Origin of the sequence: Oscillatoria sp. HE19RPO, assembly GCF_024220515.1 — a bacterium.
GTDB lineage: Bacteria > Cyanobacteriota > Cyanobacteriia > Cyanobacteriales > Laspinemataceae > Laspinema.
Map to the genome: position 1 here is coordinate 1 of NZ_JAMXOT010000077.1, position 14,682 is coordinate 14,682.

Annotated in this window: 10 protein-coding genes; 3 read left to right on the forward strand and 7 right to left on the reverse strand. The window is 50.6% G+C overall.

The window, feature by feature from the left end; genetic code table 11:
• Positions 1-320 precede the first annotated feature (320 nt).
• Positions 321-4,046, forward strand: a complete 3,726-nt coding sequence (locus tag NG833_RS07940; RefSeq protein WP_254564755.1) for a PatA/PatG family cyanobactin maturation protease — start codon at positions 321-323, stop codon at positions 4,044-4,046.
• Positions 4,047-4,507: 461 nt separating this feature from the next.
• Here the strand turns inward: NG833_RS07940 and NG833_RS07945 are convergent, their stop codons facing one another.
• The 7 genes from NG833_RS07945 to NG833_RS07975 all read right to left on the reverse strand — a co-directional run bounded on the left by NG833_RS07945 (position 4,508) and on the right by NG833_RS07975 (position 11,857).
• Entirely contained in the window at positions 4,508-4,885 is a 378-nt protein-coding gene (locus NG833_RS07945; RefSeq protein WP_254564756.1) for a hypothetical protein, read from the reverse strand.
• 487 nt (positions 4,886-5,372) lie between these two features.
• Positions 5,373-5,639 (reverse strand): hypothetical protein, encoded by a 267-nt coding sequence (locus NG833_RS07950; RefSeq protein WP_254564757.1) that lies wholly within the window; start codon positions 5,637-5,639, stop codon positions 5,373-5,375.
• 145 nt (positions 5,640-5,784) lie between these two features.
• Complete coding sequence (locus NG833_RS07955) at positions 5,785-5,994, reverse strand: hypothetical protein (protein ID WP_254564758.1); 210 nt, start codon at positions 5,992-5,994, stop codon at positions 5,785-5,787.
• A 474-nt stretch (positions 5,995-6,468) separates the two neighbouring features.
• Positions 6,469-6,750 carry an acylphosphatase gene (locus NG833_RS07960; protein ID WP_254564759.1) on the reverse strand — a complete coding sequence of 94 codons (282 nt, stop codon included), beginning with the start codon at positions 6,748-6,750 and terminating at the stop codon, positions 6,469-6,471.
• 6 nt (positions 6,751-6,756) lie between these two features.
• Positions 6,757-7,494, reverse strand: a complete 738-nt coding sequence (locus tag NG833_RS07965; RefSeq protein ID WP_254564760.1) for a phycocyanobilin:ferredoxin oxidoreductase — start codon at positions 7,492-7,494, stop codon at positions 6,757-6,759.
• 533 nt (positions 7,495-8,027) lie between these two features.
• Entirely contained in the window at positions 8,028-10,721 is a 2,694-nt protein-coding gene (gene cphA / locus NG833_RS07970; protein ID WP_254564761.1) for a cyanophycin synthetase, read from the reverse strand.
• A gap of 284 nt (positions 10,722-11,005) precedes the next feature.
• The gene (locus tag NG833_RS07975) at positions 11,006-11,857 is read right to left on the reverse strand and encodes a cyanophycinase (RefSeq protein WP_254564762.1); all 852 of its coding nucleotides are present in this window, start codon (positions 11,855-11,857) and stop codon (positions 11,006-11,008) included.
• Positions 11,858-12,362: 505 nt separating this feature from the next.
• Between NG833_RS07975 and trmD the strand changes: the two genes are divergently transcribed.
• Positions 12,363-13,085: a tRNA (guanosine(37)-N1)-methyltransferase TrmD gene (gene trmD, locus NG833_RS07980; RefSeq protein ID WP_254564763.1), complete on the forward strand. Its 723-nt coding sequence runs from the start codon at positions 12,363-12,365 to the stop codon at positions 13,083-13,085.
• 28 nt (positions 13,086-13,113) lie between these two features.
• Positions 13,114-14,511 carry a DUF1517 domain-containing protein gene (locus NG833_RS07985; protein ID WP_254564764.1) on the forward strand — a complete coding sequence of 466 codons (1,398 nt, stop codon included), beginning with the start codon at positions 13,114-13,116 and terminating at the stop codon, positions 14,509-14,511.
• The last annotated feature ends 171 nt before the right edge of the window (positions 14,512-14,682 follow it).

Genomic DNA, 14,682 nt, shown 5'->3' on the forward strand with positions numbered 1-14,682 from the left:
AAAAACCCGCAGGCTGTTCTATGAGCGTTCCGCTAGGAAAGCCTGGGGCTACACGGACAAAGCCCGCCTGCGCGGCGTCATACAGTCTTGTTAGGTGCTTAACCATCGGGATTTGGATGATTTATTTGTTGGAACACCCTAAGTAATTGATGTTTCTGTTGGCTAATGCGTCAAAAAGTATTTCAATTGTTTGAAAAAAACGTCTCGTTCAGCCCGGGCTGTTGACCAGTTTTTTACATCAAATAAGATCCCATTGCTAATAATTTCCCCAATGGCTGCTGTCATTTCCTTCCCTCTGTAACATTATCCCTCTAGAACTTATGCGTACCTATCCCTTCGCGGTTTCCCTCAATTCCACCATTCAGGTCAGCACCACGGCAGATGGCTATGCCCTCAGTCCCGCGAATACCGATCCTAGCCAATCCATTGCTCCCTCTATGGTAACTCTCCCTGCCATCACCGGGATGAGCGATGCCCTAGCCCACTTACAGGAAGGAACCGCTACCCTCCAACAGTTGACCCAAACCCTAAGCGCACAGGAAGGGCCGGAAGCTGGGGAGCAGTTGGCGCTGATGTTGCAAGAGATCGGCGATCGCGGCTGGTTGCAATATGCTGTATTACCCTTGGCGATCGCAGTGCCAATGGTGGAATCCGCTGAACTTAACCTAGACATACCCCACTGGACTCGGGCCAGTGTCAGCCTATCGCGCTTTGCCTACCAACGCAGCCACGAAGGCGGCATGGTCTTGGAATCCCCCTTATCCAAATTTCGAGTCAAACTGCTGGACTGGCGATCGAGCGCAATTTTGGCCCAACTCGCCCAACCCCTATCCCTAGGCTGGGTCACGCCACCCCCCCAAATCGGAGCAGAAACCGCCTATCAATTCTTAAATTTATTGTGGGCGACGGGTTTTCTCACCGTGGAAGCGGAAGCCCCGGAACTGAAGCTGTGGGAGTTCCATAACCTGCTATTCCATAGCCGTTGTCGCCAAGGTCGCCATGACTATCTCACAGGTGATATTGCCGCCAGTTTGGAGGTTTGGGACGAGTTTCCGGTGGTAAAGCCAGCCATGAGCGGGCAAATTGTCGCCCTGCCCCAACTGAGCATTGATGCCATCCGCCAGAAGGATAAAACCCTGACGACGGCGATCGAACAACGGGCATCGATTCGCGAATATGACGAGAATCACCCCATCACCATTGAGCAATTGGGGGAACTTCTCTATCGCACGGCTCGCATCAAGGAAATTTATACTCATGATGCTGAACAAACCGAACTGCTCAAAGCCCAATTTGGTGAAGATTTCGAGTGGGGAGAAATCAGCCGCCGTCCCTATCCCTGTGGCGGCGCGATGTACGAACTAGAAATCTATCTGGCGGTGCGTCGTTGTGAAGGGGTGAAACCGGGACTTTATCACTATGATCCCCTCAATCACCAACTGGCTCAACTTGATGCTGCTGATGCCGATATTCAAGCCCTGATTAAAGATGCTCACCAGTCCAGTGGTGAACAGGGAATGCCCCAAGTTTTGCTGATTATTACGGCTCGGTTTGGGCGGCTGTTCCGCAAGTATCGATCGCTGGCTTATGCCCTGGTTCTCAAGCACGTTGGTGTCCTGTATCAGAACCTCTATTTGGTGGCGACAAATATGGGACTTGCTCCCTGTTCGTTGGGGGCGGGAGATAGCGATCGCTTTGCCCGGGCGACGGGATTAAACTATGTGGTGGAATCCTCTGTGGGTGAATTCATGTTGGGGTCTTTGCCTAAGGCCAATATTCAGGCGAGTGGGGTAGATGATTCAGTAGAAGATAATATTCATGCTTCTGAAGAATTGGCTGTGGAAGCGATCGCCATTGAAGCCGAATCCGCATCTATCGGGTCGAGCGAAGTCGAAAACCAAGCAACCATTCACCCCTCCGAATTGGATTCAGAAATTGAAGCAACTGAAGTTGAATCGGATTCTGTCGGATTGAGCGAAGTCGAAACCCAACCGACGGCAGTTGTTGCCTCTGCTGCTTCCACTGCCAAACATCCCCACGACTTGGACGATCGCATCCCCGGACTCGCTGAACTCCGCAACCAAACCCTCGGCGACTCCCGGATTACCATCGTCATTCTCGATGGCAACCCGGACCACACCCTCTCCTGTTTTGAAGGGGCGGAAATCTCCAAAGTCTTCCCCTATTGGCACCCCCCTGCTGAACCTGTTCCTACAGAGGCTTATCTCCTATTTCAGGCGATCGGCAAGGATGATACTTTAGATAAAGACCAAAAAGCGGAAGCCCAGAAAGCCGCCTTCCCTGAATCACTCCTCAAACGCATCCACGGCGACAACCACGCCTGCCACATCACCAGCACCATCGTCGGTCAAGAAAACACCCCCTCTCCGGGACTTGCTCCTCGCTGTCGTGTGATTAATGTCCCCCTCAATACTACTGGCACTGATGAAGAATTCATCTCACCCATCAATCTAGCTCGTGCCTTTGAACTGGGTCTGGAGTTAGGGGCAAATATCATCCACTGTGCCGCCTGCCGCCCCACCCAAACCGGGGAAGGGGAAGAAATCCTCCTGCAAGCCCTGAAAAAGTGCCAGGACAACAACATTCTGATTGTCGCCCCCGCTGGGAATAACAAGGGAGAATGCTGGTGTATGCCCGCTTCCCTGCCGGGAGTGCTGTCTGTGGGAGCCTTAAAGCCTGACGGTACCCCTTACAAGTTCAGCAATTGGGGCGGTAACAATGCCCTAGAAGGCATCATGGCTCCGGGGGGTGAAATTCTGGGGGCGCAACCCGCGAATGAAGAACCTGTACGCCTTCTGGGAACAAGTATGGCGGCTCCCGTGATGACGGGGTTGTGCGGTTTGCTGATGAGTCTGCAACTCCAACAGAGTAAACCTGTGGATGCGGAGGCGGTGCGGGCGGCTCTGCTCAATACGGCGATTCCCTGTACCCCTGATGATACTGATGAACCGGAACGCTGTCTACGCGGTAAAGTTAACCTCCCTGGGGTGATGGGGTTGTTGTTCGGGTCTTCAGTAACGATTTCTTTCGCAGGTGAGCAAGTCACTCGCACAGAGCATACCTCCGTTATTACCTCCTCTGCTCCCCCCTCTCCCTCTGCTTCCCCTGCTCCCTCCGCTTCCCCCGCTCCCTCTGCCGTCAAGCCCAGTAAGGCTCACTCCGGCCAGGTCTACGCCCTCGGCACGATTGGCTATGACTTTGGAGATGCGGCGCGGCGGGATACTTTTAAGCAAAATATGGCTGCGGTAAATTTGAATGGGATGATGGTGCCGCCAGACCCTTATGATGCTTACCAGATGGTGGAACATCTCGATCGCAATCCGAATGAGGCTCACTCGCTAATTTGGACTCTAAATCGTGACCAAAATACTATCTATGCCCTTGATCCAAAAGGCCCGTTTGCCGATGATATTTATGAAATGTTTTTGTTGATGTTCAATGGGCAACTTGAACCCGAAACGAGTGCTGAATTCATTGAGCGAGTGAGTATCCCTGGACGACAAACTCAGCGGACGGTAGAACTTTTTTCTGGGGAAGTGGTTCCGGTGCTTAATGTCCAGAACCCCCGAGGGATGTATGGGTGGAATGTGAATAATTTAGTTGAGGCAGCTTTAGCAACTGTAAATAATGCTGAAGCGGTGGGGGTAGAAAATCTCCGGGAAGGGCTGACTGCTTTTTTAAATCGGGTGTATTACGATTTATATAATATCGGGCAAACCTCTCGCGATCGCGCCCTGAATTTTGCAGTCACCAATACGTTTCAAGCTGCTGCTACCTTTGCGGAGGCGATCGCCTCTGAGCGACAACTCGACACCATCGAAGTCCAAAAAAGTCCCTACTGTCGTCTCAATAGTGATTGCTGGGATGTGCTGCTCACATTCTTCGATCCGGAAGATGGGAGGCGATCTCGTCAGGTGTTTCGCTTCACCATTGATGTGGCCGATAGTATGCCGGTGACGGTGGGAAGTATCAAACGTTGGGCAATTCCGGGTAAAAAAAAGACCGCAGAGACAAAGCATGATTGAAACAAGGCATCGCTGATAGCTCTGGCTAACTATGGAGTATAACCCTCTTCTCTCAAACCCGGTTGAAAGCCTAATCACTCGGGGAGCATCTCAACTTGGCTCATAGACCTAACCGCCGGTGCCCCCTGACCTCCGAGGTCAGGGGGAGCAAGACGTATAAATTCCCCTTTGAGGCCAAATTGAGATGGTCCCATCACTCGTGGCATGAAATGATGCCACCTCGTTAATTTGCCGTAAACTGATAGAAGAGGGATATCTGTGATAATCTACCAAGACTTACGCAGATTTTGAAAATCCATCCTAAATGTAGCGGCGATTCGCGAATCGCCTGTACATTTAGGGATTCATACTAAATATTTACTAGGTTCGGCCTACGTTTTTACAAATCTATTTTTGAAACAATAAATTTCACTTTTGTCTCTTATTAATTAATCGGAAAAGGGGAGCATCTCAGTTAAGAACTAAGCAGAAATACTTACAAAAAAGTCCCCGTTCAGGTAAGCGCAGCGTAAGTGAAGGATTTTAGATACAGATTGTTTAAGCCATTGTGCTCCAGAAAGTTTCACACGAGCGCCAATACGTTTAACTGTAGATTCAACCGAACCCGAACCAATGGCGTACCCAAGGGATTGATATAAATCATAGTTAACCAGACGGTAGCGATGTTTTGCTAAATAAGCCCGAAAATTCTGTACCCTCTGTCCCTTTCTTTCAGACAGTTCCTCTAAAACTTCATCCACACAACCTCGCCACAGTGAGCTTTTTAGTCGTTTTAATTGTTGAGATGACCCACCTTTTCTTGTAGAGGTTTTCCACCAAATGATACCAATCCAGTACATCCCTTCGCTCCGAAGATGGTTTTAACCTACTGATGATATTCCAAACTCCATCATGGCCATCACCAACGGAGGTGATCATCCGGCTTAGGGATTGCTTATGTACCCAACTGATTAGAGCTTCATTCTCTTGAAAATAGGCTTGGCACACTGAATTATGTAAACTTACCGCTTTATAATCTCGCCATTCACAAGGCCCTGGTTTTTCGGTTCTCAATCGGATTTTCCCCCCATTCCCACGGTGGCTATCCACCTTTTGTTTACTATCGGCTTGAGGAAAGTCACTTTTTTGGACTAAACGATGGAGACTACTGTGCCCTACTTTGATGCCCATCATCAGTGCCAGATCAAGTTTCGGCTTCCTCATAGGAAGACTTAGCACTAGCTACCCAACAACATTTTGTCATGACTGGACTTAGCTGAGTCCTGGGCGCTAATCCTAGCTGCTTTGCCCGACGGCTATTGACTGTTACTATACCGAAACAGGTCTTTACTTGCCGTTTTTTTCCTTTGACTGGAGGCTCCCCTGAAGAAAAAAAAAGGTGCCAATTTCTGGTCCGACCGTTTCGAGTATATGCTTTCGAGTAGCCAACTCGATAGGCTCAAAGTTTTGTAATTGCTCATTGGGAGTTTCCTCTTTTAAAATTTTTGCTACTTCCCTCAAATGGTATTTAAGTTTTTGTTCGTTAGCTAGGTTCATATGTTTTTGTCCTTGATGTTTGATTTTTTCACATTTTACCTTTTTTTTGGTTCCCATCCTCATTTCTGGGATAAGTATAAATACTTAAAGCATTAACGGGATGCTCCCCGGAAAAGCACGATTTGAGGCAGCATTAAAGTGCTGAATTGGTTGCTAATATAGAAGGCAAAAAGCCCTAAAACAATATCGCCTTTAGTCAAGTTTATGCAATGGGTTCTCCATCGTCAAGGGTATAAAGGTCCGGTTCTTGGTTGAGAAAATTAAAGCTACTGCTGTGCAAAGCTAGGTTAATCGCCTCGGGGGTAGAGGGATAAGCATTATCGAAAAACAGTTTTTCTTCTAAGGCGGTCCGGTCTTCTGGAGATCGGGAATGAATCAATTGAAATAGGGCGTTGACCATTGGCGTATTCATAACAATTGTGGGTATAGAATTGATGGGTAATTACAAGGTTTCGGTGATTTTTTATCTCTTTTATTTTAAGTCATTTATCCCCAAAAAACAACCGTTCAGGACTAGCACTGTCAAGGTGATTGCAACGCGCTCAATCGTTTGTAGTCACCCCTTTAGGGGTGTCATGAAGATGACTCTAGCCCTGTCAAGGTGTATTTGTAGGGGCGCTTCGGGAAGCGCCTCTACATGAAATAACGATCAGGGGTGATTAAATTGAGCATCTGGGCAGGCGATCGCTCTCGCGCGGCTACATGAAATAACGCTCAGGGGTGATTAAATTGAGCATCTGGGCAGGCGATCGCTCTCGCGCGGCTACATGAAATAACGCTCAGGGGTGATTAAATTGAGCATCTGGGCAGGCGATCGCTCTCGCGCGGCTACATGAAATGTGGCTTGAGGCGATCGCGCGAATCGCCTCTACGTCCGGAGGGGGTGTTATTTATATCGGGTGGTGAATCCGGTGATGCCTTGGGGGGGTTGATAGGTGACGGTGACATCGGTGACTTGGGCGGATGAGGGTCCTTGATGACACCAGGCTATCATGCGATCGAGGGTTTCGGGGTTGCCTTCAAAGATGGCTTCGACTCGTCCATCGGTTAAGTTTCTCACCCAACCGGATATTCCTAGTTTCTGGGCTTGATGGACGGTACTAAATCGATACCCGACTCCCTGAACGATTCCCGAAATTAAGACGTGAGCGCACTTTGTTTCGGTCATGATCTTTTAGTCCCCTTCAGGCAGGTCAAATAAGACTTGGGTCATATAATATTCGGCCCATTCGTTGCCAAAGGCGTTTTCTAAAACCCGGCGCGTTTTGTCATTTTTGCGCTGATGGTCGCAGTAATTACGTTGTCCGGCGAGGATTTCGCTGTGGAGTTCGGGGGTGGCGGGGGTGTTTCTGGCTTGTTGGCAGTGAATTTGGACATACTCCTTGACGCGATTAAGAAATAGGGTTTCTTCGGCAGGATTATCCGGTCGCACAAAGAGGCAAAATTCTGAGAAGATATGACCCCAGGGGGGGAGGTCTCGGGGATGGGTAAAGGCGATCGCCGGTAAGTCCGAAAGTTGCTGTTGATAGGGTTGGGGGAGGACGTTTTGACGAATGGGGGATAAGTCGGCGATCGCTGCCCCGATTTTGCCTTTTGCTCCTACTAAATCAGTGCCGAACATGGGTAAATCATAGTTGGGGTTGGGAAACATCACGCAGTGCAAAATGTCCAGGGTGGTGCCGACTTTTGCCAGTTCTAAATGGATTTTCCGAAATTCTGGGGTCTGATAGCAGCGATTTTCAATTCTGAGTTTTTCCCCTTCTAATCGTCCTTCTACATATCCCAGGTCCTCCGGCAGGGGATAAGGGGATAGTTCTAATTCTTCTTGCCACACGCCCTCGATGCAATCGGCGAGTTGTTGGATTAGGCTATGTTGTTCGGTTCGCAGGGATGGATTAGAGGTTGATGTCATGGGTTTTTCCTATATGAGGGTGGATCAATATTGCGCGGGGCGCGGTGTTTATTTTATCTTATTTAGGGGGGTGGGATGTTGGGATGTTGTTATCGTGCAGTTGGAGAACGACTGAAGTCGTTACTACGAAATAAGAAAGAGAACGACTGAAGTCGTTACTACGAACAGGAAGAAACGACTGAAGTCGTTACTACGAACAGGAAGAAACGACTGAAGTCGTTACTACGAACTTTGATAAGAGAACGACTGAAGTCGTTACTACCAACATTAAGAACGACTGAAGTCGTTACTACGAACTAAGAGAACGACTGAAGTCGTTACTACGAACTAAGAGAACAACTGTTGTTATACCCAATCCGGTTGTGAAAGACCTATTTTACTCTTCAGCCTGCGGAGGCAGGCTTCGTCCGTATAGCCCCACCCTTTAGGGTGCGGGTTTTTATTAACTTTAATTCGGTGGATTTTGCCTAAAAAAAAGACTTGAAAATGGAGAGTTATCCTTTTCAAGTCTTTGGTAAAGGTTCAGTTGTAAATTATGTAGAAGACTCGCTATATTCAACCGAGGAGGATTCTACAGGCTTTGAACCGTTGAGGGGAATGCGCGGTTCTTCTAGGGGTTTGCGCTTCTCAATCAGACCGATCGCCCGACTGACGCTTTCAGGCAGAATCACGACTAAGCTGCCCGATGGAGCCTCGTCTAGGGCGGTTTCGATCGCCTCGGTTTCATTTAGAATCGTTTGATACGCTGCCGGACCATTCACTTGGGCAATGCCTTTACAGATGAAGTGGGCCGCATCTCCCCGGGGACGACCTCGGGTATCATTATCTTCTTTGACAATAATTTGTTTGAAGATTTCTGCGGAGAGTTTGCCGAGGTTGGTCAAATCTTCATCCCGGCGATCGCCAGGACCCCCGATGACGCCAATGGTTTCTCCGGGCCAATTTCGCACGAACCCGCCTAGGGCTTCATAACTGGCGGCATTATGGGCATAATCCACCAAGGCATGATAAGTCCCCATATTGAACAGATTCATCCGTCCCGGAGTTTGGGCAACTGATGCCTCAAACGTTGCCAATCCACTGCGAATTTGCTCAATGGGAACCCCATTGCTATAGGCAGCTAAGGCAGCGGCAAGGGCGTTGGCAATCATAAAGGGAGCCAATCCTGCCATAGTTAGGGGCACATTAACCGCTTGCTCAATCCGCAGGGTCCAATCTCCTTTAATAATCGAGAGATAGCCATTTTCATAGACTGCCGCGAGTCCCCCATTGCGAACATGATTTTGCACAATCTCATTCTCAGGGTTCATCGAGAAATAGGCGATTTGAGATTTCACCCGTTTTGCCATCTTGACGACAAGGGGGTCTTCGGCATTCAGGATCGCATAGCCTTTGGGATCAACGGATTCAGCGAGGACGCCTTTGAGGGTCGCCATTTGTTCGATGGTATCGATATCGCCGATGCCGAGATGATCCGCAGAGACATTTAACACGACGCCGACATCAGAGCGATCAAAGGCCAAACCCGATCGCAAAATCCCCCCTCGGGCGGTTTCTAAGACCGCCACCTCAACAGTGGGGTCTTTCAAAATCAGTTCAGCACTTTGGGGTCCGGTGTTATCCCCTTTTTCGACGATAAAATCGCCGATATAAGTCCCATCGGTGGTGGTATAACCGATGGTTTTGCCAGTTTGTTTATAAATATGGGCTAACAGGCGGGTGGTGGTAGTTTTACCATTGGTGCCGGTGACGGCGAGAATGGGAATGCGCGAGGGAGTGCCTGGGGGAAAGAGCATTTCCATCACCGGGGCGGCGACGTTGCGGGGCAGGCCCTGGCTGGGACAGACGTGCATCCGGAAACCGGGGGCGGCATTGACTTCGACGATGACCCCATCATTTTCCCGGAGGGGTTGGGAAATATCCTCGGTGACGACATCAATGCCACAGATATCTAAGCCAATCAGTTTGGCAATTCTTTCCGCCATCCAGAGATTTTCTGGGTGAATTTCATCGGTGCGATCGATGGCGATGCCGCCGGTGCTGAGGTTGGCGGTGTAGCGCAGATAGCAGATTTCGCCCTCTTTGAGTACAGTGTCGAGGTCATATCCTTTGCGTTCCAGGATTTGCATACTGATCCGGTCTACTTGGATCCGGGTCAGAACGTTATCATGGCCGTCGCCTCGGTTGGGGTCGCGATTGGTTTCGTCGATGAGTTCCTGGATGGTAGACCGGCCATCTCCCACAGCATGAGCAGGAACCCGTTCGGCAACGGCGATCAGTTTACCATTGACCACGAGAACCCGATGGTCCCGACCTTTGTAGTAGCGTTCGACGATCACCGATCGCGTTTTGGAGGCCGTGGTGGCAGCGTCGTAGGCTTCTTCTGCATCTTCCCAAGAGTTGATATCGATGGTAATCCCCCGTCCGTGGTTGCCATCGAGGGGTTTAATCACGATGGGATAGCCCCCGACTTCATCGATCGCCTCTTGGAGTTCATCCAAATAGTGAATCAAAGTCCCTCGGGGAACCGGAACTCCGGCATCCCGGAGGGTTTTTTTGGTTCCTTCTTTATCGCAGGCGAGTTCAACGGCTAAAATACTGCTGCGATCGGTCAGGGTTGCCTGGACTCGTTTTTGATAAATCCCCGTTCCCAGTTGGATCATGGCTCTAGCGCTGGAGTGAAACCAGGGAATATCTCGGGTTTCGGCTTCTTTAATCAGGGTCTCGGTACTGGGACCCAAGGACGCTTTAGCGGCCAAATCTTTCAAGTCTTGGAGGTCTTGTTCTAACTCAGAAAGAGGATAGCGTCCTGTATCGACAATACTGCGACAGAGGCGCACCGCTGCTCTAGCGGCATAGCGACCTGCTTGTTCATCGACATATTCAAAGGCGACTTGGTAGGTACCTGGTGTGGAGGTTTCGCGGGTGCGACCAAAACCAACTATCATCCCCGCGAGTTCCTGGAGCTCTAAGGCAACGTGCTCCACCACATGACCCATATAGGTCCCCTCTTGGACCCGGCTGAGGAAACCTCCTCTACAACCGGGAGAGCAGTAGTGTTCTACCAAGCTCGGTAGCGCCTCCACGAGACCGTCATAGAAGCCGGGGATCAAAGATGTCGGCTTTTCTGCTAAGTCCTCTAAGTCGAGGCGCATCACGATAACCTTGTGGCGTCGAATGCTCCAGTAGTTCGGACCCCGTAATGTCTGGATTTTAAGTATTTTCATAAGCTGCGCGAGGATGAAGCTCTTGTTTTGGAAGCAATAGAGGCACTTGTTCTAGTTTCTGGCTTTCGTCCGTTACAATATGTTCATTTTGAACATCTTGATGGAGTCCAGGGAGGGACAAGCGCAAACTGAATCAGCCGAGAATGGGTGGATGGGGTGAAGCGTGAAGTCGAAGGGGGTAAAGTTTAGGCTTTCAACTTTCAAGTTTCACCGGGACTGGCCTATTCTCGTCTGTGCAGTTTAATCATAACGAGGGAGTCGGGGGGGTATGCTGCCATAAAAGCCTAGGTGTGGGTGGGACGACTGACGCGCTGACGTAACTCAAAGCGATCGCCGTGACACAGAATATGTAAGCGCATATTGTACAAACTCAAGGGGTCTGTGGCTCCTACTTGTTGCTCGTTCGTTGCGAAAGCCGAACCGGGATCGACAATGGTCACGGTGCCTTTGCCAATCACTTCAATCACGCCATCGCCTTGAAACATGGCGCAAGTATCTTCGTCAATGCCGATGCCGAGGCGGTCTGGATGAGAGGCGATCGCCGAGAGTAGCCTTGCCATTCGATTCCGGTTATGGAAATGCTGGTCCACAATCACATCAGGCAGAATTCCCAATCCCGTTGCCATATCCACTAAGGAGCGATTCGGCGATTCTCCACTGCCTCCGCCTGCAATCATGTGATGTCCCATCACTGCGGCACCAGCACTGGTTCCGGCTAACACAATTTTGCCTTCGCGCACCTTCATCCGAACCTTTTCCATCAACGGCGTATCCGCGACTAAGGCGCAGAGTCGGAGTTGATCGCCGCCAGTCATAAAGACTCCCGTACATTCTTCCATGTACTCTTGCCACTTCGGGTCCTCTCCCTGGGTCCTTTCGCGGATATCTAGCAACTCTATGCTGGTGGCACCCATCTCTGTAAAGATCTTGTGATATCGGTCCCCGATCGCCGAGGGTTCTCGTGAGGCACAAGGGACGATCGCAATTTTCGCCTCGGTTCCTCCAGCACGAGTAAAAAACGTATGCAGGATCTCGCGGCCATGAACTTTGTCTTCCGCACCGCCAATCACCATTACAGTGCTTTTAAGTGTTTGGGGCATCTTCTGTTGTAGGGATTGAGTGTCTAACTGTAGCATGGGTGGTCTTGACTATTGGCCCTTATTTTTTGTACGTTTCGATCCTTCCCCAAGCGCAGGGCTTTAGAGGGCATTCTTGTCCGTTTTTGCATCACCGGATGGGCAATCTTGCGCCCAAGTGCGGACCCAGGGTCAGGGAGTTTAATTTTCTCACGTTTTTTACGATTCCACGGTTTTTTTTTCCCGTGCCTGCTGAATCCCCGGGCTAGTGAGCGATCGCCCCGCTTGCTTGCTCCTTTGGATTTCTGCCCGTTTTTACCGGGTCAGCGCGGATGGTTATTCAGTCGATATAATGGCAAAAATTTCCACAAATATTTAGAATTCAAACATCACCCCCGAAAGGTATTGTCCTCAATAGTGGCGTGCCCGTGGCAAAGATCACAGCAGGGTAAAGCATTAGGCTAAGGCGATCGCCTCTACCGGACCTAGGAGGGATGCCCAATCTCGGGTAGCTTGGATAGTCGGACCTATAATAAAAGATTGTGTCCGCTCCCTTGTTGTCCCTGTGCGAATAGATATTATCACGTTATTTCCCGATTTTTTTACCACCCCACTGCAATCTTCCCTCCTCGGGAAAGCCCTGGCTAACCAGATTGCTGCGGTCCATCTCCTTAATCCTCGCGACTTTACGACGGATAAGCATCGCCGAGTCGATGACGAACCTTATGGCGGAGGCGTCGGAATGGTTATGAAACCTGAACCTTTATTTGCGGCAGTCGAATCCTTACCCATCCTCCCTCGCCGCGAGGTGATTTTTCTCAGCCCCCAAGGACAACCGATGAATCGCAATCTGTTCTGGGAATTGTCCCAAAATTTCGATCAACTTGTCTTGATTTGCGGACATTATGAAGGCATCGATGAACGGGTGATGAATCTCGTCACCCGGGAAGTCTCCCTAGGGGATTTCGTCCTCACCGGAGGAGAAATTCCCGCCTTAGCCTTACTCGATGGGGTCGTCCGCCTGCTTCCTGGGACCGTCGGTAAACCTGAATCCCTAGAAGCGGAGAGTTTCGAGGATGGATTACTAGACTATCCCCACTACACCCGTCCGGCCCAATTTCGCGACTGGAAAGTACCGGAAGTGTTACTCTCGGGACATCACGGTAAAATAGAGGAGTGGCGCAAAGCACAACAACTGCAACGCACCCGCGATCGCCGCCCGGACCTCCTCCAAAACTCGGACAATCTGTCAATAAAAGATGACAATTCCGAGGGGGATGGGCTATGACTAAATAAATAAAGCTGGGTTTTCAGCCATGCATAAATTTAATCTCACCTTAACCACTCTCCTTTGCCTCTTGCTCTTTAATGAAGTCAAGATTACCCCTTCGATCCGCCCAATGGGAGAGTGGATAGAGGTTCAATCCACTGCTTTAGCCCGCACCGGAGGACGAAGCCGGGGAGGGTCTTTCAGTCGCCCCTCGCGCTCCACCCCCTCCCGTTCCACCCCTTCTCGCTCCACCCCCTCCCGTTCCACCCCCTCGCGTTCCACTCCCTCCCGTTCCACCCCTTCTCGCACCACCAATCCTTCTCCCAGCCGTTCAGCCCCGAGTTCCAGTGGCTCCGGTAGTAGCAACAGTCCCTCGCGCACGAACAATCCCCCACCCACAGAGTCCACTCCCAGTCGCGGCAATACCGGAGGACGAGCAAGGGGCGGTTCCTTCGAGGCGCAACCCACTCCAGCCCCCACTCCGACACCCACTCCAACACCCACTCCAGTCCCCCAAACCACTTCTCCATCAAGAGGCGGAACGGTGGTGGTCCCAGTACCAGTTCCCGTGCCGCAACCCTACTATCCCACTCCCCAATACAGCGATCGCCAGTATGAGGATTCTGCCGGAACTGGACTCAAACCCGCCCCAGTCGTCCCGCCAACTTATGTCCCCAGTCCCACAGCACCGGCAACCACCCAACCCGTCCCTGCCGCATCTCCCTCTCCCCAATCGGGCTATGCCGGGACCCAAGCTACTGGAAATAATCGCTTTCCCTGGAAATTTTTACTGTTTTTACTGATTACCGGAGGGGCGATCGCAGCCCTGTGGTGGATTCGTTCTAAACGGGCAGCCGCAGCAGTTTCAGAACTCGACAATGAGATTGTCACCGTCACCAAATTGCAGGTTGCCCTATTAGCTTCCGCCCGAGAGATTCAATCCCATCTCACCGATTTAAGCCTCAGTGCCGACCTCGATACTCCCGAAGGACTGACGGAATTTTTACAAGAATCTGCCTTATCCTTACTCCGCCATCCTGAATATTGGACTCATGTTCAAACCCATTCAGAAACTGTCAAGAGTCGGGAAGAAGCAGGGCGAGTTTTTGAACAATTATCCATTCAAGAACGCAGTAAATTTAGTGCAGAAACCTTGAGTAATGTTGGGGGTAAAATTCGGCAGAATCAAGCCCGCTCCCACTCCGAAGGGGACCCCGCCTCTTATCTCGTGGTGACCCTCCTCCTGGGAACCGAAGATGATCACCCCTTATTCGGACCCATCCATTCTGCGGAAGAATTGCGATCGGCCCTCCAACAAGTCGCCGCCATCACCCCAGATTATCTCTTAGTGTTTGAGTTACTCTGGAGTCCCCAGGAATCCACAGATAGTTTGAGCTATGATGACTTGCTAACTCAGTATAGTGATATGGTTCAAATTGGATAAGCGACACCCGTCGGGGAATAAATCACCCGCCTGTAGGGGCGCTTCGGGAAGCGCCCGGGTGGTTTTAACCCCAGCGTAAGCGGCAGGCAACAACCGTCGGGGGATAAATCAACCGCCTGTAGGGGCGCTTCGGGAAGCGCCCGGGTGATTTTAACCCCAGCGGTGGTTGCT